At 42.2% G+C, this 22,954-nt stretch carries 10 protein-coding genes; 8 read left to right on the forward strand and 2 right to left on the reverse strand.

What is annotated here, in order from left to right:
* Positions 1–293 precede the first annotated feature (293 nt).
* The 8 genes from HMPREF1536_RS27625 to HMPREF1536_RS09985 all read left to right on the forward strand — a co-directional run bounded on the left by HMPREF1536_RS27625 (position 294) and on the right by HMPREF1536_RS09985 (position 20,132).
* Entirely contained in the window at positions 294–6,254 is a 5,961-nt protein-coding gene (locus HMPREF1536_RS27625; protein WP_044193594.1) for a YDG domain-containing protein, read from the forward strand.
* 165 nt (positions 6,255–6,419) lie between these two features.
* Entirely contained in the window at positions 6,420–7,151 is a 732-nt protein-coding gene (locus HMPREF1536_RS09955) for a LiaF transmembrane domain-containing protein (RefSeq protein WP_028730230.1), read from the forward strand.
* A gap of 2 nt (positions 7,152–7,153) precedes the next feature.
* On the forward strand, positions 7,154–7,957 hold the full coding sequence (locus HMPREF1536_RS09960; RefSeq protein WP_028730231.1) for a LytTR family DNA-binding domain-containing protein: 804 nt from the start codon (positions 7,154–7,156) through the stop codon (positions 7,955–7,957).
* A gap of 447 nt (positions 7,958–8,404) precedes the next feature.
* Complete coding sequence (locus tag HMPREF1536_RS09965) at positions 8,405–10,609, forward strand: alpha-galactosidase (RefSeq protein ID WP_028730232.1); 2,205 nt, start codon at positions 8,405–8,407, stop codon at positions 10,607–10,609.
* 23 nt (positions 10,610–10,632) lie between these two features.
* Positions 10,633–12,630 carry an alpha-galactosidase gene (locus tag HMPREF1536_RS09970; protein ID WP_028730233.1) on the forward strand — a complete coding sequence of 666 codons (1,998 nt, stop codon included), beginning with the start codon at positions 10,633–10,635 and terminating at the stop codon, positions 12,628–12,630.
* A 22-nt stretch (positions 12,631–12,652) separates the two neighbouring features.
* Complete coding sequence (locus HMPREF1536_RS09975; RefSeq protein ID WP_028730234.1) at positions 12,653–15,778, forward strand: SusC/RagA family TonB-linked outer membrane protein; 3,126 nt, start codon at positions 12,653–12,655, stop codon at positions 15,776–15,778.
* A 47-nt stretch (positions 15,779–15,825) separates the two neighbouring features.
* Positions 15,826–17,424 (forward strand): RagB/SusD family nutrient uptake outer membrane protein, encoded by a 1,599-nt coding sequence (locus tag HMPREF1536_RS09980; protein WP_044193676.1) that lies wholly within the window; start codon positions 15,826–15,828, stop codon positions 17,422–17,424.
* Between the two features lie 113 nt (positions 17,425–17,537).
* Positions 17,538–20,132, forward strand: a complete 2,595-nt coding sequence (locus tag HMPREF1536_RS09985) for a beta-mannosidase (RefSeq protein ID WP_081693438.1) — start codon at positions 17,538–17,540, stop codon at positions 20,130–20,132.
* A 377-nt stretch (positions 20,133–20,509) separates the two neighbouring features.
* On the opposite strand, the gene HMPREF1536_RS09990 is transcribed toward HMPREF1536_RS09985, so the two are convergent.
* Positions 20,510–21,103: a BamJ family beta-barrel-assembly machinery protein gene (locus HMPREF1536_RS09990; RefSeq protein WP_028730237.1), complete on the reverse strand. Its 594-nt coding sequence runs from the start codon at positions 21,101–21,103 to the stop codon at positions 20,510–20,512.
* Between the two features lie 4 nt (positions 21,104–21,107).
* Positions 21,108–22,652: a glycine--tRNA ligase gene (locus HMPREF1536_RS09995; protein ID WP_028730238.1), complete on the reverse strand. Its 1,545-nt coding sequence runs from the start codon at positions 22,650–22,652 to the stop codon at positions 21,108–21,110.
* Positions 22,653–22,954 lie beyond the last annotated feature (302 nt).

The raw sequence follows: 22,954 nt of genomic DNA on the forward strand, positions 1-22,954 counted from the left end.
AAGATAAAGGGCGTGGGTACGTTGTTTATATCAATCCCTAGGGCAGTCGAAGGCCTCATCTATAGATATATTCAACAGTTCCTACGCCTTCTTTATTTTTATAAACATCCACTCCGGGAACTGATGGATACCTAAATCCATATTGCTAATGAGGTAAGTATAATCTTTTCGAAAACCACATCTGTATACTCTTTTATAGGGAAAGGGCATGCAAATCAGGTAAGTTGTCCGGGCAACTTAAAATCACACCCGGAAACAAACACTAGATATTAATATTTTAATTAAGAAGATTTATGAAGAAAAGAATACTTCTATTGCTTGTAGCCATGATAGGGTTGGCGACAAGTGTTGGATGGGCAGGAAATATCTCTGCAGATATTAAAACCGATCTGGAGGTTGCACAAAAGGGAAAACCTATTGTTTTTTCAGTAACCACACAAAAAGGCTCTGAAGATAAAACAGTTCGTGTTGAATTGAAAATGAATGCTGATACTGATCTGAGCGGTTGGAAGATGGAATATTATGAAGCAAATCAACAACCAAACGGATGGAAAGACTGGACACCGGAAAACGGCGTTTATATGTACGGTCCGGCTAATGGTTTTCCATTGATCGACGGAACCTCTTATTTTAGAATGACCCCTGCTACGGCTGGCGAATATACTTATTCTTTATCGATTAAAGAAGCAAGTGAAGGTACTGTAGTAAAAACGGCTGATTTTAGTTTGACAGTCAGTGAGAATGCAGATGCACCGACTGTTTCTATTGGCAACGAAAACTATGCCTCTTTAAGTGCTGCTGTTGCTTCTGCTGCGGAAAATGCTACAATCAATCTCTCGGAAGGCCACTTTTTCCTTGACCGGATGTTGGTTATTAACAAGCCTCTTTCTATAAAGGCTGTAGATCCGATAAAGACGATTATTCAACCGTTGGATCCCCACAACTGGATTATTCCTTCCGGGATGATAGAGGGTGAGAATAAACATTTGGTTGCCATTCTCGGAGATGCAACCGGAACTGTGACTCTTGAAAACGTGACTGTGGGTAGCTCTTTAGCTTCCGGTATCAATGCACAGTCTGCAATGAAAACTGTACTTAATAACGTATACTTGTCAGGCAATGCAAATGCCGGTTTGCTGGTTCATTCAACAGTAGAAGCTACAGGTTTACATACCCAACAAAATGTATGGGGGGCTGTAAATGTGGATAAGAGTAAAAAGACATCTTATACGGTTTCTTTCAAATTCGATGCTGCTTCATTATTTGAAGAACCGGCAAAGATATGGTCGGAAGTTACAGATAATGAAAACATTGTTATTGCTCCCGAAGGATGGATTAGCTATCTGGGAAAAGGAGGGGCCGATAATACGACAGATATGCGTTATTGGAAGAATTCAAAACTTACGTTAGAAAAAGGGACAATAAACAATACTCAATTTATCTATGCAAACGGGAATCCTGTAACCATAGAAGGTGTAGCTGATAAAAAGGTTAGAATCAGTCTGAGTGAAAGTGATTTTATAGAGTTAGCCGAATCTGAAAATCCGGTTATATTTGGTGGTAGTAAAGAAGGAACAGTTACTTCTTCCAATATTACAATGAAAAGTGGTACTGTGTACAGATTGTATGGTGGTGGTTATGGTACTGCTGAAGGCAAATCAGCAAGTGTAACAGAAACAACGACTTTGATTATAACAGGAGGGACAGTATCAAACAGCATGTTTGGTGGCGGTAGATTTTATGCTCATTCAAAAGATGTTGTAATCAATATATCGGGTAACACATTTATTGGAGATCCTGCAGGTAAAGGCAACTATTGGTTGATTTGTGGTGGCGATGAAAATGGAAAGACATCCGGAGGTAACTATGTAGAATTTGACCAAAGCAATAATACGGTTGAGTCTGCAACTCTGAATATTAATGGAGGTACATATAGCCTTATCGCGTTAGGTGGAACAGATGGAGCCAAAGGGTATATTAAAAATGTTACGGCTGATATTAAAAATGCAACTATAACAGGTGGAATATATGGTAATGGATCAAACGGGCGTAGCGATAAAGTAGTTGGTTCATTGACTAACTGTACGTTTAAAAAATCAACATATCCAATTGAGATTGCAGCAGTGAATCGTGGAAAGTCTAAAGAGATATCACTTACGTTTGATAATTGTACTTTCCCTGATCAGGCTACTGATATCTATGCTTATTTAGGTGCAACTTACAACACACTATTAGGTTACCAGGGATCGGAATATGGAGTTCCTGAAAGTGTGAATTTTGTTTTTAAGGGTACAAAAGCTTTTCCGGAAGTTGGTGTAAGTGATGGTTTGGGTAGTGCAAATGTTACGCTTACCGGAGCAAAAGGATATATTAAGCCTTTTGTAGCCAGCTCTTCAAGTACGATAAAAGCATTTACAATCCCTGAAGGTAAGACCTGGGCATTCAACAATGGTCTGGAAATAGCCAATGATGTAACGCTGACTAATAACGGGACATTGAGTGTGCCTTTAGATAATGTGATGACAGCTATCGCTGTTGGAGGAACAATTCAAATAAAGGCTACGGCGAATGAGGTGGTGACTGAAATGAATAAAGCCGAAAAGAAAGAAGATCTTTCTTCTAAAGATATCATCATCGAATGTTCCGATGCCGTAATTGCAACAAATGAAACTAAAGCGAAAGAACTGCTTAAGGCGGGTAGGAATGTACAGTTGTTGGCATATGCTGAAAGCCGATATACTATCAGCACCTATGTAAAAACTCTTGCAACTATCACGAACCTACCTGAAAGCGTAGTATATGGTACGGAACCAATTACACTGGCTTTCAATATGGAGAATGTGACTGCTGCAATTGATGGAAGTAGTTCGGATGTTGCGAGCTTGGCTACTGAAGAACAGAGTCAGAAATTGACAATTTTGAAGCCCGGTACAGTTACTCTCAATCTAACTGTTAGTGACAACGACGATGCTGCCAATACCCAAACATTGAAAGTAACAAAGAAAATGCTTACGGTAAGTGGTATCACTGCAACAGCAAGAGATTATAACGGGGGAACAGATATTACACTGGTCACTGATCAGATGGTAGTAAATGGCCTTGTTGGTGATGATACCGGTGCCAATATACTAAATACTCCTACCGGTAAACTCTCTTCTGCTAATGCCGGCGATGCCGTGCCTGTTGAAGTAACAGCTACACTTAAGAGTAAGAATGATTATTACGACCTGGCAGAAATAACAGGCGTTACTGCTAAGATTAATAAAGTAGCTTTGACAGTAACAGCTACAAAACCAAGCGCGATAAACTTTGGTGCTGAAATACCGACATTCGGAGCAACAGCATCCGGCTTTGTAAATGGCGAAAATAGTGAGGCTTTAGGCGGTAAGCTCGAATTTGACTGTCCTGCAACTACCACCTCTTTGGCTGGCGAGTATTCTGTGACACCTTTCGGTTATACTTCACAGAACTATACTATTACTTACAAGGCTGCACAATTGAAAATTAATGCAATAGCACCGACAGCCGAACTGACAGGTGTAAAGGTTAATTCGGTAGGAGCAAATGCTTCTGTTACCGTTAGCGGCCGTGTCTTATCAAATGGCGGTACGCAAACAGATAAGTTAGTTGCCAAGCTGGAAGCTAAAACGGGAAATCAAACAACTAAGACTGTCGATGATATCAAAGTCAATGCTGATGGTACTTTTGCTGCAGATATAACAGGACTAACCTCTGCTGCTTATACGGTGGATCTGACTGTTTCTGATTCTAAGGAACTTACATCGGAAAAAGTTACTTCTTCTTCTATTGCGCTGAACGCAAAATTGCAGAACATCCACTTTACTACCGAACTGAATCGTTTGGTGTATGGTAGCACAGCATCCATACTGGCTGAAGGGTATGCAGAAGGAGCAACGGTAGAGTATACTACTTCAAGCGCAGCTGTTCTTGATTTCAATGCTGATAAGACGGAGGTTATTGCTAAGAGCGCAGGTCAGGCTACAATTACTGTTACGGCAACATTAGACCAGTATGTAACGGCAGTTGCCAAACAAACCATTACTGTTGAACCGAAAACACTGACTGTTACTCCGACCGTAGCTTCAAAAACCTATGACGGAACGAACACAGCCGATGTAACTTACAAGGTGAATGGTTTGGTTAATAACGATGCTATAACAGTAGCGAAAGTTGACGCAACCTATGCTGATGCCAATTGTGGAGTTGATAAACGCATCACTTTGTCCGAACCTCTTAAATTGAGTGGAGAAAAAAAAACTAATTATCAATTGGTACAGCCAACAGACCTGAAAGGTTCTATTGGCAAAGCCGGCAATTTGGTTGTCAAAGCAACGAACGTAAGCCGTAAATATAATGATCCTGTAAATGCGCTTAAGTATGACTTAGAAGTAGAAGGTTTCGTTAATAATGAAACGCTTACCACAGCTATGCGTACAGGTGCTATCATTGTTACCGAAGGGCCGGAAGGTTCTTATACAATTGATGTAAGCAAAGTATCTTTCCCTAATTACGGTACTATTACCGCAAATGGAGGAAAAGTTGATATCATCAAAGGAACTCCGAAGGTTATTACTGTTAATACGACAAATGCCAGTGGTGTGACCGGTGTATTGGTCGATGCGGAAGGCTGGGAAGGTTTAACTGTACAAATAGGAAACGGCTCCGATAGTAAAAAATATGCTTATGTCAACTATGGTAATACACAGATTTCACGGGGGGTAGAACTCGCAGCAGCACAAGCAACATTACCAACTATTAGTTGGACACAAAAGGCAACAACGAACAGCTTGACAAAAGCAGCGGTTGTTGTTGATAAAGAGTTTACTTATGATGAATCTGCTACATTTACAGGAGTAAGCGGCTATACCGTTGAATCTTCGAACCCGAATATTTTGACAGTGGAAGGTTCTGCTGCCTCAAGAACAGTAAAAGCAGTAGGTGTAGGTAATGCAGCCTTGATATTTACAAAGGATGGTGCCGTTTCTTCCATGACTGTCAAAGTGAATCCGAAAACGATCAAGTTGACAGCTACGGGTACTAATAAATCATACGATGGTACCACAACTGCCAATATCCTTTTAAGTGCAACAGGCATGGTCGATGCTGCTCTTGATCTGAAAGATATCACATTTGATTATGCATCTAAAGATGCTAAAGATAATATTGCTATCTATCCGTCCAAGACAATTCTGTTGCAAGGTGCTAATGCCAGCAATTATCAACTGGAAACAGCTTCGTTGAAGGGAAATATTACTCCAAGCGAATTGAAAGTAACCAGCGCTGTCAGCAAATACTATGACGGTACCAATAAAGTTGTTCTAAACACTTACTCTGCTGAAGGACTTGCTGCCGGCGAAGAAGTTCCGTTGACAGCTACTTTTACTTCAATAGAGGTGAAAACAGACATTGATATAACTTGGGGGAAGTTAAACGGAAACTATACGATGGGTACATCTACTAGCAAAGGTAATATTATTAAGTCCACTTTAGAGGCAAAACTGCCTTCAAGTGCTTCCAGTGAAAGTGATGTAAAGAACAAAATCACCTATGTAATCCGTGAAACAGGTGCAGAGATTACCGGTGCAGAGGCTAAAGCTATTTCAGCAAAGGTAAATGTGGTTAAAACCGGTACTAACTCGTTCCTGGTTAATGGTGGCGATACGGATAATTATACAATTGCTTATCCTACCAACTCTATTGGTTTTAAATCTGAGCCGGTTAACCCAGGTACCGGTACTGATCCCGACGTTGACGTAACCGGTGTTTCCCTCGACAAATCCGAGCTGACTCTGGCTGTAAAGGGCACTTATACCCTGAAAGCAACTGTTGCCCCATCCGATGCTTCCAACAAGAGCGTAACCTGGAAGAGCAGCGACGATAAGATTGCGACTGTCGATAAAGACGGTAAAGTAACAGCGGTTGCCATCGGTAAAGCTACTATCACGGTAACAACCGAAGATGGCGGCAAGACGGCTACCTGTGTGGTGACTGTCGATGCAGCTACCGGTCTGGAAGAATTGATTGCCAATACCCGTGTATACGGTCAGGATCATGCGATCCGTATCGAACCGGCTATGTCTGTCAATGTTCTGGTGGTAAGTATGAACGGACAACTGATCTATAACGATATCGTTAGTTCCGCTACACAGATACCTGTTCCTGCTGCAGGCATCTATATCGTAAAACTTGGAACCGGAAACGATACTTCCGTTCGCAAGGTTAGCGTGAAATAAACAAACAAGTAAGTAAAAATTAGGGGGGATATGCTAAATATCTCCCCTTTTTTGTCGGTAATTATCGGTAATTCACCGATATTTGACGGTGGTACAACGTATTTCTATTGCCGGAAGGCTGGCCGGAGCATACTTTTGTCCTCAAACAATTAAACTGTATTTATTATGAACGTAAGGAAAAATGTATTTTGGGCGATCCCGTTTATTGTGGTGGGGATTGTATGGTTGCTTAGAAATATGGGGATGGTTACATTCGAACTGTTCGATATAATTGTCTCCTGGCAGATGCTGTTGATGTATGTTGGCGTAGGCAATATGTTGAGCCGGCATTTTACCGGTGGTTTGATCACCTTTATGATTGGTGCACTGTTCCTGATGCCCGAACTGGGATGGATAGACAGCAACTGGCTGAGTGTGAACTGGCCGATTACATTAGTCGTAATAGGTATCATCATTCTGCTGAAACCTCTGTTCAGGAAATCACACCATAAACGTCATGGTCATTTAAATCCCGAAAATGTATCTATGGGGCGTACGACAGAAAGCTTCGTTAATACCGATGGCTATGTGGAATCAGATAATACATTCAGTTCAGTGGAACAGATCATATTGGATCCGGTTTTTAAAGGTGCACGGATTAAAGTGTTGTTTGGTGGAACAGTTCTGGATCTGCGACGAACAACGCTCGGTGATCCGAAAACTTATATTGATGTTGATTGCCGGTTTGCCGGTTTGGAGATTTATGTTCCTTCCGATTGGCGTATTCATTTTAGTACTTCTCCAATAATGGGGGGATGCGAAGACAAACGTTTTAACTCCTCTGTGGAGTTGGATAAGGGACATGTATTGATTATACGTGGAAATATTACTTTCGGGGGAGTTGAAATTAAGAGCTGATTATGCAGAATCATCCATTTATAAATTCTGTTCTGTATAGGATTGCCGGTATTACTTTGGTTTTGCTCGCTTGTAGTATAGGTGCTCTGTTGTTGTATTACTATGGGCATGCGGGATGGCTCGTTGCGTGGCTGGACAGTCTGGTTTCAGTCGGCCTTTTCTCAATGGCAGGTTTTTTGTTCTGGTATGTAACAGGCATATTACGACAGGTACAAGCTCAGATTGCATTAGCTTTGGGTGTTTTGGCTATTTCTATTATAGGAGGATATATGGTGATGGCACTGGTTTGTCCTGATCATATGGATTGGTTTGTTTCTACAATCCCTTTCCGTCTTCTGTTCGGCCTTTTGGGCTGGATCATTCTGGCTCAATGGTATTTTATTCGTTGGAAGGAGATTCAGAAGGAGGAGCAGGTGGATGTTCAGTCTGAGGATCGGCAAATTGTTACAGGAACGGCATTGTCGGCTGAAGAGGAATTGTTGGATCGAATTTCCGTTAAAGACGGTTCCCGCATTCATTTAATCCAGCTGGATGAACTACTTTATATTCAGGCAAGTGGCGATTATGTCACACTATTTACTTCAGATGGGCAATACGTCAAAGAACAGACAATGAAATATTTTGAATCGCATCTGCCGGAAAAGACATTTATCCGTATTCACCGCTCTTGTATTGTGAATAGTGACTATATCATGCGTGTAGAGTTATTCGGAAAAGAAACCTGGCAGGTTCGGCTGAAGACAGGTGTTTCCCTGCGGGCAAGTGCAGGCGGATATAAGTTACTGAAAGAGCGTCTTTCTCTATAAAAAGAGGAAAGAAAACTGTTAATTTTAGCAGATTTTGATTGTAATGTATATAGTTTTGTGTTCGGAAACAATTTTTAGCTACAATGCCTCGACGGCTTAACATATATTGTCTGTAAAAGACTTGACAAATGCTTGTTGCAGCTGTATATTTGCATTGTGGTTTTTTCATAATAGTATTAGATTTAAGGTTAACAAAGTTGGTTAGGGGTTGTCGTGAGACAGCCTTTAATGTTTTATAGAGGTTTGCATTATCCGATGCAGGCCTTTTTTTATTCTCCGCATTGTAACAGATGCGTCAAAAAATGACACAAATGTTGCATCTTCATTAAGTCCTTATTAATTAAGCTCATAATTACAAGTAATTGGCGAATCCGTGCTTTTTGTACTATTATTTATTGGTTTAGTTTGCATCGTCAACCATGAATAATAAGTATAAAATTGATAGACATGAAAGCACTATTGTTAACTGTTGCCCTGCTGTTGGGATGTATAACTGCTTCCTCGCAAGATAAGGATACGGGTATCATTACCGTTTCTACGAACGACCTGAGTATGGTCTTTTCCATCTCGGCGGATAAGAAAGTGGTGTATAACTATTTCGGGGATAAATTCCAGCATGTATCTCCTTTCCTTAATAAGAAGTATAAGGAACAACCGGATAACGGGATCGGTTATGCTCCGGTGATCTATCCGGCCTACGGGGGACGTTTCTTCCTGAACCCGGCGTTGAAACTGACCCATAACGATGGTGTGCAGACTACCGAATTAATCTATGCAGATCATCAGGTAAAGAATATAGATAATAACAGAACGGAAACAGTGATACGGCTGAAAGATCCTTTGTATCCAGTTTTCGTTAACCTGAACTTCACGGCTTACCGCAAAGAAAATGTGATCTGCCAGTCAGTTTCCATATCTCATCAGGAGAAGAACAAACTGGCTGTCGAGAATATTGCTTCCGCTTACCTTCCCCTGCATGCAGACTCTTATTATCTGACCCATTTCCACGGAGCCTGGGCTTCTGAAATGCAACTGGTAGAAGAGAAGCTGACGCCGGGTGTGAAACGGGTGGAGTCGAAGAAGGGAGTACGTACTACCCAGTCCGAAAACTCTTCTTTCCTGCTTTCGCTGAATGGCCCGGCTAATGAAGACAGGGGCGAAGTGTATGCCGGTTCTCTGGCCTGGTCGGGCAACTATCTGTCTTCCTTTGAGATAGATGAATGCGGTTTGCTTCATGTTATGAGCGGTATGAATGATTTTGCCTCTACCTATAATTTGGAACCGGGTAAAACGTTGCAGACGCCTGAAATGGTATGGACATACAGTTCTACCGGTAAGGGACAGGTATCGAGAAACCTGCACGACTGGTCGCGCAACTATGCGCTGGCTCATGGTGACTGGGAATTGCCTGTTGTCCTGAATAGCTGGGAAGGTGCTTATTTTGATTTCAGTGAAAAAACGATTACGGATATGATCGATGACGCTGCTGCTTTCGGTGTTGAAATGTTCGTACTCGACGACGGTTGGTTCGGAAATAAGTATCCTCGTAATTCGGATAAGGTCAGTCTGGGAGACTGGCAGGTGAATAAGAAGAAACTGCCGCGCGGAATCGATTACCTGGCTAAATATGCGGTAGATAAAGGACTGAAATTTGGCATCTGGATCGAACCGGAAATGGTAAGCCCCAAGAGCGAACTGGCGGAAAAACATCCCGAATGGATTGTAAAGAGCGGTAAGCGTGATATTATCCCGATGCGTAACCAGTGGCTGCTCGACTTGAGTAATCCGGCTGTGCAGGACTTCGTGGTAAAGACATTCGATGAGGTAGTGGCCTTGTCGCCCCATATCTCCTATATAAAATGGGATGCAAACCGTCACGTCGACAATTTCGGTTCCGATTATCTTTCCAAAGAAAACCAGACTCATTTCTGGATTGAATATACGAAAGGACTGTACAGTGCTTATGAACGTATCCGTGAGAACCATCCGGATATTATGATTCAGCTATGTTCTTCCGGTGGCGGCCGTCTCGACTTCGGTGCGTTGAAATACCACGATGAGTTCTGGGCAAGCGACAATACCAACTCGCTCGACCGTATATTCATTCAGTACAGCACAAACCTTTTCTTCCCGGCTAAGGCTACGGCAGCCCATGTTTCGACCACTCCGAATCATCAAACCGGTATGATGGCACCGCTGAAGTTCCGCTTTGATGTGGCTATGACCGGCCGTCTGGGTATGGAACTGCAACCCAAAGACCTGACCGGCGATGAACTTCCTTTTGCAGAAGAAGCCGTGAAGAATTATAAACGTATCCGTCCGATCGTGCAGATGGGCGACCTTTATCGCCTGAAATCCCCTTACGACGGAAACGGTTGGGCTTCACATATGTATATATCTAAAGATAAAAAAGAATCGGTATTTTTCGCATACAGCCTGAAATACCATGGACGTACAACATTCTTTGAGACCAAGTTGAAAGGACTGGACCCGGCTAAAATGTATAAGGTAACGGAGTTGAATAAAGCCGGGAACAGTACTTTCTATGGCGACGGCCAGGTCTTCCCCGGCGATTATCTGATGAAAGCCGGTATCAGCCTGACAATCGGGAATACGTACGAAAGTACCGTCCTGCTGATCACGGAACAATAAGAACACATATTAATTATCAACAAATGAGACTTATCAATTTAAATCTGCTGCTATTTCTCGCCTTGCTGGTATCTTGTAGCGAACCGTCCGTTTCATCGGGTAAATGGAAGGTTAGTTACGACCGCCAACAGAAAGGCTATCGCATCGAGAAAGAAAATCAACTTCTTTCCGGTGGCACCTACGCTTCTTATAAGCTGGGTGATAAACTAGTCACGACCCGCGATTACCAAAAGAGCCGGGCGAAGCTGACTCCTGTCAACGACGCTTTCGGCCAGGGATCTTTATTACAGGTTACTTATACGGACAGTAACCTGCCTACACTGGTACAATCTTTCTATATCTACCCGGAGAAAGATTATCTATTGACGGAATTCACTCTTCAGGGAGGGGATGCCGACATTGAATCGAACTACATGGCTCCGGTCAATATCGACCCGATGCCTGCTATTCTGGCCGAAGGGGATAACCGTGCCCTGTTTCAGCCATTCGATAACGACTGTTGGATCCGCTATCAGTCTCATCCGCTTACATTCGATAAATTGCGTAGTTATGAAGTGGCTACCGTCCTGAATAATAACGACCGTAACGGTCTTATCGTTGGATCGGTGGAACATACGGACTGGAAGACTGGTATCGATATGAGCCGGGGCGACCGTAATAATATCGGTTCGCTGGTTTGCTTCGGTGGTGTGGCCGACACGTTGACGCGTGACTCGAAAGCACATGGCGCACTGAAAGGCAAGGAAGTGAAATCGCCGAAGATCTTCCTCGGCTTCTTCAATGACTGGCGTACCGGGCTGGAGGAGTATGGAAAGGCAAACGCTGTCGTTGCTCCGGTAAAGAAATGGCCGGGTGCCGTTACTTTCGGTTGGAATAGCTGGGGTGCTTTGCAGTTCAACCTGACTTACAAGAAAGCGCTTGAAGTGTCTGATTTCTTCAAGAACAATCTTCAGAACAACCATTTCGTGAATACTGACGGTAACGTAACGATCGGGCTCGACTCCGGCTGGAACAGCTTTTCCGACGAAGAGTTGAAAAGCTTTGTCGATCATTGTGCTGCCAACGGCCAGATAGCCGGTGTTTACTGGACTCCTTTCACCGATTGGGGTAAACGCCCTGATAATATCATCAAGGATGCTCCCGGTTACACCTATAAAGATGTTTATCTCTATGCCAACGGACAGCCGCAAGAACTGGACGGTGCTTATGCCATCGACCCGACTCACCCGGCTATCGAGGAAATGATGAAAAAGACATCCGATCTGTTCCACCGCAGTGGTTTCAAGTATGTCAAGATGGACTTTATGACGCACGGCGCGATGGAAGCCGACAAGTGGTATAACCCCGATATTCAGACAGGTATCCAGGCGTATAACTATGGTATGCAGCTGCTGGATAAGTATTTTGGCGATATGTACATCAATTTGTCTATCTCGCCTGTATTCCCGGCTCATTATGCACAGTCGCGCCGTATCGCCTGTGATGCCTGGAATAAGATCAAAGATACCGAATATACGTTGAATGCCCTTTCTTACGGATGGTGGCAGGATGAAGTGTATCAGTATAATGACGCCGACCATCTGGTGCTGCGCGAAGCTACCGAGGGTGAAAATCGTGCCCGCATTACTTCGGGTGCCATCACCGGATTGTATATTGTAGGGGATGATTTCAGTGCAGGAGGTAAATCCATCGACAAGGAACGTGCCATGAAGTTCCTGACCAATCCCGAAGTTAATGCCGTTGCGACAGGTGTTTCTTTTGCTCCGGTGGAAGGGAACGGCGAGCGCTCGGAGAACCAATTTGTTCTTCACAATGCCGATGGAACCACATATTTCGCTATCTTTAACTATGCGGATAAAGATATGAATGCCACGATTTCACTCGAAAGAATAGGGTTGAACCCGGCCACAGAGTATAAAGCTAAAGAACTTTGGAGCGGACAGGAGCAAAACGTAAAGGGATACATGCAGGTAGCAGTTCCTTCCGCAGATGTATTACTATATAAAATTATAAACAATTAAGGTGTACCTAAATTAATCAATTATGAAACAGATCAAGATTTTCAGTATTTTGATGATGCTTGTGTTATGTTGCGGCACGATGTTTGCCCAGAACGCCACGATCACAGGGATAATCACCGACGCTAATACGTCGGAGCCGCTCCTAGGAGCGAGCGTTGTTCTCAAGGGAACAACGCAAGGGACTGTATCCGATATGGATGGAAATTACTCTATCACGGCGACACCGGGTGCCACACTGGTGTTCAGCTATATCGGTTATGATACCAAAGAAATAAGAGTAGGAAACCAGAATGTGATCAACGTTGCACTTTCGGAAGATTCACAATCCATTGACGAAGTGATTGTTGTGGGTACTGTGATGAGAAAGAGTGATCTGACCGGTGCTGTGGGCAGTGTTAGCGGTGAAGTGTTAAAGGAAAAGCCTGTAACCGATATAAACCAGGCACTTCAAGGTCGTGTGGCTGGTGTGTTTATCAGTTCTGCAGCAAAACCGGGAGATAACTCATCTATTAAGATCAGGGGTATCAATACTATTAATGGGGCTACAGATCCTATTTATGTGGTCGACGGTTTGATCATGGACAATTATGGAGGTGGATTTAATGCAGTCAACCTGAATGACGTTTCTTCCATCGAAGTTTTGAAAGATGCTTCGGCTACAGCCTTGTATGGTTCACGCGCAGCCAATGGTGTCGTTTTGATCACAACCAAAAAAGGAAGCAAGGGAGAAGGTAAAGTTAGCTATGACGGATGGATTGGCGTTCGTTCTTATGCAAAAAGACCTGAAACAATGAATTCCAAACAGTTATTCGAACTTCGTAGAGATGCTGCAATGAATAGTTTTGCCGCTCGTCATCCTAATGCAACGGAAGCAGAGATTAATGCCAATCTGCAAAATCGTATCATGACACCTTATAACCCGCTTGGAGGAGGAGGATATGTATTCGGACAATACGAATTGGATGCCTACAACAATCCTAATTTCCAGGATTACGACTGGCTGGACGAAGTGACTCGTAATGCCATAGAACATAATCATTCATTGAGTTTTGCCGGTGGAAGTGATAAAGGTACTTATTTTATAAGCCTTGGCTTTGCCAATCAGGAAGGAATGGTGAAAAACCTGAGTAACAAGAATATTACCGGCCGTGTCAATGTCGATTACAATGTTAAATCCTGGTTGAAAGTCGGTACCAATACTTCGTTTATACGTACTGAATCGGAAATAGCAGAAAATGACGATGTTTTCGATAAAGCAAGAGGTGCGAACCCTATGTTACCAATTGATTATGATTTGCTTACATTGAATTATGGTGATCGTATTGACGAAAACTATTTTAACCCGCTGGGTACGATGCGTATCGACCACGATCGGATAAGAAACCGTTTTATCAGTTCTAACTTTTTGAATATTAATCCGATCAAGGGCTTGAACTTCCGTACGACTTTTTCACTGAACCATTTGGAAGAATCGACTTTCAGATATCAACCGAACGATATCCAGCAGGCTATCCGTTATTCCAATCATGGAGAAACGCAGCATAAGCGGGATAATGTAACTATGTGGCAGTGGGATAATACTATTTCGTATGATAATACTTTCGGTGGAGTTCACCGTATCAATGCTATGTTGGGTACTAGTGCTTCTAATAATTCCCGTAACTATACTAATGCAACCGGCCGTGGATTCGATTCTAACCTTTTGGGATACCATAACATCGGTGCATCTGAACAAACCGGAGACAGACGTATTGAATCGGATTTCTATTCTTCTTCATTGATGTCTTATTATTTGCGTGCCAACTATACGTATGACAATAAATATTATCTGACTGTAACGGCTCGTTACGACGGATCTTCCAAATTCGGCAAAGACTACAGGTGGGGTTTGTTCCCTTCTTTCTCCGGTGCATGGAATATTACTCAGGAAGATTTTATGCAGGATCAGACAATCTTCGACCAGTTAAAATTACGTCTGGGTTATGGTATCGTGGGTAATCAGGAAATCGATAATTATGCTTTCCTTACATTATATAAACCTAATGTCACTACCGGATCTACTACTTATGTTCCTGATTCTAAAAAAGGTACATCAGATATTACTTGGGAAGGACAGCGTCAGTTCAATCTCGGATTCGATATGGCATTTCTTAATAACCGGATTAAATTTTCGGCAGACTATTTCAATATTATCAACAGCGACTTGCTGCTGACACGAAATCTGGCAGAGACCTCCGGTTTTAAAACTGCAGTAATGAATATCGGTGAAATCAAGAACAGAGGGGTTGAGTTCACTGTGGATGTAAATGCTCTAAAAACGAAAGATTGGGAATGGAATATATCAGCCAATTTCTCAAGAGACCGTAACAAGGTGACCAAGTTGTATGGTGACGGAGTGGAATTCATTAAGAAATATAATGGGGATCATAACCTGGAAAAAGAGGGTAACCTGTTCCTGGGCCAGTCGCGTAACACTATTTATATCTGGAAAACCGGAGGTATTGCCCAGGTTGGTGATATGGATCGTCTGAATCAGATCAATTGGCAGGGGAAAAATGTAAGTCCTGGTGATCTATATCCGTTGGATGTTTCTGGTCCTGATGGTGTACCCGATGGAAAGATCGACGATGAATACGACCGCGTTGTTGTAGGTTCTCCCGATCCTAAATTTTACGGAGGATTCAGTACGGATCTTAGTTACAAAGGTCTTTCATTGAACCTTGTATTCAATTATTCTTACGGTGCAAAAAAATTAAGTCCTTTGTATGAAACATTGGTTGGAAGTACGGGTAGTTCGCTTGCATCGGTCGATCTGCTTGACCGTTGGACACCTGAAAATACGGGAGCTAAATTCCCCCGTCCGATGTATCAGGATGGTAACGATTCGGCTCCGTCGTATAACCCGTTTAGTGCCAGCCAGATGGATTTTTCTGTACAGAAAGCTTCTTACCTGCGCTTATCTACACTGACGCTGGCTTATACGCTTCCCGGAAAGATTGTCAATAGTCTGAAACTGGATAATCTGCGAGTGTACGGTACGGCATCGAATGTATTCTGTCTGACTCCGTATAAGGGGTATGATCCGGAAACGGGCGACTGGTATCCACCGACAAGAATGTTTGTTTTTGGTCTTAATGTATCATTCTAAGCTACCATTGATAAAAGAACTTATTTATAATGTTTAAAATGAAATTTATGAAAGCAATAACTATATTATCACTTTCGGCTTTGTGTTTGTTTGGGACAAGCTCTTGTCAGGATTTTTTGGATAAGACACCACAGAGCGCATTGACAGCGGACCAGATCTATACGGATTTGGACAGATTGGAGCCTACGGTTAACGGATTGTACACCAGTTTTCGTAACACGAAAGTCAACAGGGAAGGTTTTACTTTCTATATGATCGGTACGGACGAAGCTCAGCAAGGTATTAAAGAAGTGCTCACTTATTCGAGCCAGCCGGGCTTTGATTATTATAACGGACAGCTGAACAGCGCACTCGATAAGATTTCGGCTATGTGGCAAAGCAAATGGCCTATCATAAATACGGCGTCATTGTCTATTTGTGGTCTTACTATCCTGGAGGAGTCAGAAACAAATGACGAAAATCTGAAAAAAATCAAATTGCTGAAGGCAAATGCCTGTTTCATGCGTGCCATGTCTATGTTTGAACTGGCTATGCATTGGGGAGAGGTTCCTATCGTTGAAATTACATCTTTGGATCAAACAGATACGGATTATGCGAGAAGACCTTTGCCTGAAGTATGGAAACAAATCTTCGATGATTTCACATACGCTTCAGAAAACCTGAGCGAAGGTAGACAAACAGGCCCACGCGCTACCAAAGGATCGGCTATTGCCATGTTGGGTAAGGTTTGCATGTATGCACCTGAAGAAAGCGGTTATCGCGACTTCCAGAAGGCTATCGGTTATTTCGAGCAAATGAATAATGGGCTTTATTCTTTGGAACCGGATTACGGAACATTATTCGACGAATGGGGAACGTTGGAATTTAACTCTCCTGAATCGGTGTTTGAGATCGATTACGAACCGAATGATAACGGAAGAAGCGGCTGGCAATGGGATATGGGTTCTAAAACCTTAGGACAAGCCGGTTATAGTGAAGAATGTTATTTAGGCGGATGGGATGTGATTATGCCGACAGTATACCAGTATAGCATGAGAGAAGACGGTGGTGTATGGGAAGAAGGCGACTTGCGTAAAAATGTAAACTTGCGCTATGAATGGACTTATGATGGTATTACCTATACTGTTCCTACGGATGCTGCCGACGAGTTGGACCCGCATATTAAGAAATGGGAAGACAGACGTATCGACAGATTTGCACCTGAATATCCCAACGTTTTCAATAGAAGTTATTATCGCGTGGGTAAGAATTATCCGATGATCCGTTTTGCCGATGTTCTGCTTTGTTATGCCGAATGTTTGAATGAAGTAGGAAACACTGCTCAGGCGATAGATATTGTAAACAATCAAATCCGTAGACGTGCCTGGGGGGGGAATCTTCCGGCAGATAAGCAATGGAAAGGATTGTCGAAAGAACAGTTCCGGGTCGAAATTATGGATGAACGTATGCGGGAGCTTTGTTTTGAAGGATGGAGGCGTATGGACCTTATCAGGACAGGTAAATTTGTGGAGTTGATCAAACAACGTAACCGTTGGGCAAGAGAATCGAATACGATTCAGGAATACCACATGCGTTATCCTATCCCTGATTCCGAAATCAATAATAATCCGAGTTTAACAAAGGATGATCAGAATCCGGGTTATTAATTAAATTGCACAAGGCAATCTGAAATATAAACTGTAGTTGTGGAGTATGGGGGTAATATTGTTATATTCTATATTACCCCCTTTTATTTTCAAGTATTTAATAACGTATTGACATGAACATTCAAAGAAAGAATAACTATACTCGAATCATAATCTTTTTTCTATTGATTTTATCTTATACGGGAGTTAGCGGGGCTCCAGTAAAAACGGAGTTGAATTCCGGATGGCGTTTTAGACAGTGGAGGTTGAACAACTGGTATCCGGCTACGGTTCCCGGTGTGGTTCATACGGATCTTATTGCAAATAAGATTATTGAAGATCCTTTTTTCCGTCTTAACGAGCGAAGCGTGCAATGGGTTGATAAGGAAGATTGGATGTATGAAACATTTTTCGATCTGAACGATGAAATGTTTGATAAGAAAAACATCCGGTTGCACTTTATGGGATTGGACACTTACGTCAGTGTATATCTGAATGGCGAAAAGATATTGGAAGGCGACAATATGTTTCGTGAATGGAAAGTGGATATAAAAGATAAGGTAAAGCAGAAAGACAATAAGTTGGAGGTTCTGTTTCGTTCTCCTATAAAAGAAGATATACCTAAATGGGATGCGTTGCCTTATCAATACCCTACAGGACCGGATCAATCGCAACAAGGTGGTATCTTTAATAAAACGGTTAGTTCGTTTGCACGTAAGGCCGGATATCATTATGGCTGGGATTGGGGGCCGCGCCTGGTTACATCCGGCATTTGGCGTCCGGTTTATTTAGAGGCATGGAATGAGGCCAAGCTGGAAGATGTTTTTATCCAGCAAAAAGAGGTGAATAAACAAAAGGCTTCAATTACAGTTCACGTTGATATTTTGTCTGATAAGGATATCTCCGGTGCGCAAATCATTGTAAAAGACAAAAAATCAGGAAAGACTTATGCTACATATACGGCAGATTTAAAGAAGGGTACAAACGTTGCAACAACTGATTTTGTAATCAATAATCCTCAATTGTGGTGGACAAACGGATTAGGAGAACCTCACCTGTATGAATTTCAGACAGATATCGTTTTAGGTTCTCAGGTGATTGATTCCAATATTTCCAGAACAGGCATACGGTCGGTAAAAGTGATTAATAAACCGGATCAGTATGGTACGACATTCTATTTTGAATTAAATGGAGTTCCGGTATTTATGAAGGGAGCGAATTACATCCCTGGTGATAACTTCTTACCTCGTGTTACCAAGCAAAAATATGAAAAGACGATCCTCGATGCCGTGAATACCAATATGAATATGCTCAGGGTTTGGGGTGGAGGAACGTATGAGAACGATATATTTTATGATCTTTGTGATCAACACGGTATTTTGGTCTGGCAGGATTTTATGTTTGCCTGTGGCATGTATCCTTCTGAAGGAGACTATCTTGAAAGTGTTCGCTATGAGGCGATAGATAATATAAAACGTTTGAGGAACCATCCTTCAATTGCTCTTTGGTGCGGGAATAACGAATCGTACGATGGTTGGTTCGGTTGGGGCCGTAAAGAAGACTATACCAAACAAAATCCGGAATACGCGCGTGTTATGTGGAAACAGTACGCTGATCTTTTCCATAAACTGTTGCCGGATATGGTGGAACAGTATGCTCCGGGTGCATTTTATTGGCCTTCTTCCCCCTATGGTCTTCCGGGGCAAGGATGTGATGATAAAAATGGAGACCGGCATTATTGGGAAGTATGGCATGGCAGGAAACCTATTACTCAATATAACAATGAGCGAAGTCGATTCTTTAGTGAATACGGATTTCAATCCTTCCCTGAGTTTGAGTCGGTTAAGATATATGCGCCGGAATCCGGAGACTGGGCGATTACATCTGAGGTTATGATGGAACATCAACGAGCCGGATCTTATGCGAACAATTTGATAGAAGAATATCTTTTGAATGAATACAGAAAACCTAAAGATTTTGAATCTTTCCTTTATATGAATCAGGTCTTACAGGGTGATGCCGTTAAGATTGCGATGGAGGCTCATCGGAGGGATATGCCTTATTGCATGGGTACTTTGTTTTGGCAACATAATGATTGTTGGCCTGTGGCTTCATGGTCTAGCCGTGATTATTATGGTCGTTGGAAAGCCCAACATTATTTTGCCCGTGATGCTTATAGGGATATATTGATTTCTCCTATAGAAAAAGATAACAGGTTATCAGTATATGTAGTGTCCGACAGATTAACAGCCACCAAAGGGGAACTTACTTTGACAGCATTGACATTGGATGGTACGGTTATTGATAAAGTACAGAAGACAGTGACAATTGCAGCCAATACAAGTAAAAATGTTTTGTCGATGAATGTCGGTCACTTGATACAAGATCGCTCAAAGAACGAAGTGGTAATACATGCACGTTTGGTGGATAAAACAGGAAAGATATATACCAATAATTACTTTTTGTTACAGCAAAAAGAGATAAATTATCCCCGAGCCATGATCTCAAAGCAAATTAAATCAGTGGATGGAGGATATGAGGTTCTTCTCACTTCTGACAAATTTGCGCGTGCGGTATTTATGTCTTTAAATGGGATCGATAATTTCTTCGAAAATAATTACTTTGATATACTTCCGGGAGAAACCGTTGCAGTCAAAGTAAAATCGACACTTTCGGTATCGGACTTTGAGAAGCAGTTGAAAATTATCTCGCTAAGTGATGCATACTGATAACTGACAAATCGTATATATACAATCAGATCTGCTAAAATCGGACGGGAAAACTGTTAATTTTAGCAGATTTTGATTGTAATGTATATAGTTTTGTGTTCAGTAACAAAATTTGGCACGGATAAGTGTCTTGCTTAACGTTTATTAGTCTGAAAAGACTTGACAAAAGCCCTCTACAGCCGTATCTTTGTACTGTGGTTTTTTCATAATAGTATTAGATTTAAGGTTAACAAAGTTTGGTTAGGGCTTGTCGTGAGACAGGCTTTAATTGTTTATAGGGGTTTGCTTTGCTGCAAGCCTTTTTATATCAAACTAACAGATAATAAAAAGGGAATATCCAAAACAGATATTCCCTTTTTTAATTATATAAAAACCGGCTAAATAGTAGTACCAGCCGCTTCTACAGTTCGTTCAACCACTTCTATTTCAAAAACCAAAGTGGAGTAAGCAGGAATAATTTCGCTAGATCCGGGAGCTTGATAGTCTGCTGTACCATAAGCAAGTTGCTGGGGAATCCAGACTTCCCATTTTTCGCCTACTGTCATATTTTGTAAGGCAATAGTCCATCCAGCTATAGGGTTGGAAATTTGATTGTAAACAGCTGAGGCTGCACTGACTGCAAATAGGGCAGGATTTCCGTCTTCGAATTCCCTCTTGTCGAAATATTCATCATCTTTGCCAGTGGCATACCATCCCTTATAATAAACAGTAACACGGCTATTGTAGTAGATTGGAATTGCCGGTTTTTTCCCTTCCTGAAGCTTTTTGGCATAGACGAAATAATCACCTGCCCCGGCTATTTTCATTTGTATATAATCCGGATCATTGGCTTTCGCCTGGAAAGCCTTTTCATTTTCCAATTTATATGCTTCAACAGCTATATCATCACTATTATCATCGTCATCCTTACAGGAAGTAAAGACGGCGGATATACAAAAAATCATCAACGCGATTTGCAGGTACTTCTTCATGTACTTATTCAATTATCTTTTTTAATAATGTCTTCATATTTACCTTTTCGGAGATAATGTCGTGCAACTTGTCGATGCTGACACGTTCCTGTTCCATCGTATCACGGAAACGGATCGTTACGCAATTATCCTTCAAAGTGTCATGGTCAACTGTAATACAGTACGGGGTTCCGATAGCATCCTGGCGACGGTAACGTTTACCGATAGAATCCTTTTCATCATACTGGCAACGGAAGTCGAACTTCAGCATGTTGATAATTTCTTCTGCCTTTTCAGGAAGACCGTCTTTCTTTACCAATGGCAATACCGCCAGTTTGATAGGAGCCAGGGCAGCCGGCAGTCTCAATACAACACGGGTTTCACCGTTTTCAAGCGTTTCCTCGCAGTATGAACCTGCCATAACGCTCAGGAATACACGGTCTACACCGATAGATGTCTCGATCACATACGGAGTATAGCTCTTATTCAGTTCCGGATCGAAATATTGCATTTTCTTGCCGGAGAATTTCTCGTGCTGGCTCAGGTCGAAGTCTGTACGGCTGTGGATACCTTCCACTTCCTTGAAGCCGAACGGCATTTCGAACTCGATATCTGTAGCGGCATTAGCATAGTGCGCCAGTTTTTCGTGATCGTGGTAACGATACTTCTGATCACCCAGTCCCATCGCTTTGTGCCAGTTCAGACGAGTCTTTTTCCACATCTTGAACCATTCCATTTCTTCGCCCGGACGAACAAAGAACTGCATTTCCATCTGTTCGAACTCACGCATGCGGAAGATGAACTGACGGGCAACGATCTCGTTACGGAATGCTTTACCGATCTGTGCGATACCGAAAGGAATCTTCATACGGCCTGTCTTCTGCACGTTGAGGAAGTTCACGAAAATACCTTGTGCCGTTTCGGGACGCAGGTATATTTTAGAAGCTCCTTCGGCAGTAGAACCCATTTCTGTAGAGAACATCAGGTTGAACTGGCGTACTTCTGTCCAGTTGCGTGTTCCTGAGATCGGACAGGCTATTTCGCAGTCGATAATGATCTGGCGGATATCTTCGAAGTTGGAATCGTTCAGTGCTTTTGCAAAACGGGTATGTATCTCGTCACGTTTAGCCTGGTGTTCCAATACGCGGCCGTTCGTGGCGCGGAATTGTGTTTCGTCGAAAGCTTCGCCGAATTTCTTAGCAGCTTTGTCCACCTCTTTCTGTATCTTGTCATCGATCTTAGCCAGATAATCTTCAATCAGGACGTCTGCACGATAACGTTTCTTTGAATCCTTGTTGTCGATCAACGGATCGTTGAATGCATCGACGTGGCCGGATGCTTTCCAGATAGTCGGGTGCATAAAGATGGCGGAGTCGAGACCTACTACATTTTCATGGAGTAATGTCATACTGTCCCACCAGTATTTTTTTATATTGTTTTTCAGCTCAACGCCATACTGTCCGTAATCATACACTGCGCCTAAACCATCATATATTTCTGAAGAGGGAAATACAAATCCGTATTCTTTACAGTGTGAAACCAGTTTCTTGAAAACATCTTCTTGTGCCATAACTATAATTTGCCAATTTGTTTAATATGCCAATGTGCCCTGCACATTATTATCAACCTGCAAAGTAAATGATTTTTTCTGTAAGTTACAGCATTTTACGCGCCTTATTCGTTAATACATATAAAGAAGTGTGACCACTACAACCACTCTTCACCATCAAAAATTATGTTGAATATTTGGTCCCGGGTTTATTCTTTAGTCTCTCAAAAGGTTATTATAAGAAAGTCTTTGATATAAAATAAATATGTTGATTCATTGTAGGATATTTATGGATTTGCTTATTTTTGTGATAACGGATCAAC

This window comes from Parabacteroides gordonii MS-1 = DSM 23371, assembly GCF_000969825.1.
In the GTDB taxonomy this organism is placed as follows: Bacteria; Bacteroidota; Bacteroidia; order Bacteroidales; family Tannerellaceae; genus Parabacteroides; species Parabacteroides gordonii.

Excerpts from the sequence above, each read along its gene's own strand:
- HMPREF1536_RS09960 (WP_028730231.1), top strand. The coding sequence starts at position 7,154 with ATGCAGAATCATCCATTTATAAATTCTGTTCTGTATAGGATTGCCGGT.
- HMPREF1536_RS09995 (WP_028730238.1), bottom strand. The coding sequence starts at position 22,652 with ATGGCACAAGAAGATGTTTTCAAGAAACTGGTTTCACACTGTAAAGAA.
- HMPREF1536_RS09955 (WP_028730230.1), top strand. The coding sequence starts at position 6,420 with ATGAACGTAAGGAAAAATGTATTTTGGGCGATCCCGTTTATTGTGGTG.
- HMPREF1536_RS09970 (WP_028730233.1), top strand. The coding sequence starts at position 10,633 with ATGAGACTTATCAATTTAAATCTGCTGCTATTTCTCGCCTTGCTGGTA.
- HMPREF1536_RS09985 (WP_081693438.1), top strand. The coding sequence starts at position 17,538 with ATGAACATTCAAAGAAAGAATAACTATACTCGAATCATAATCTTTTTT.
- HMPREF1536_RS09980 (WP_044193676.1), top strand. The coding sequence starts at position 15,826 with ATGAAAGCAATAACTATATTATCACTTTCGGCTTTGTGTTTGTTTGGG.
- HMPREF1536_RS09965 (WP_028730232.1), top strand. The coding sequence starts at position 8,405 with ATGAAAGCACTATTGTTAACTGTTGCCCTGCTGTTGGGATGTATAACT.
- HMPREF1536_RS27625 (WP_044193594.1), top strand. The coding sequence starts at position 294 with ATGAAGAAAAGAATACTTCTATTGCTTGTAGCCATGATAGGGTTGGCG.
- HMPREF1536_RS09990 (WP_028730237.1), bottom strand. The coding sequence starts at position 21,103 with ATGAAGAAGTACCTGCAAATCGCGTTGATGATTTTTTGTATATCCGCC.
- HMPREF1536_RS09975 (WP_028730234.1), top strand. The coding sequence starts at position 12,653 with ATGAAACAGATCAAGATTTTCAGTATTTTGATGATGCTTGTGTTATGT.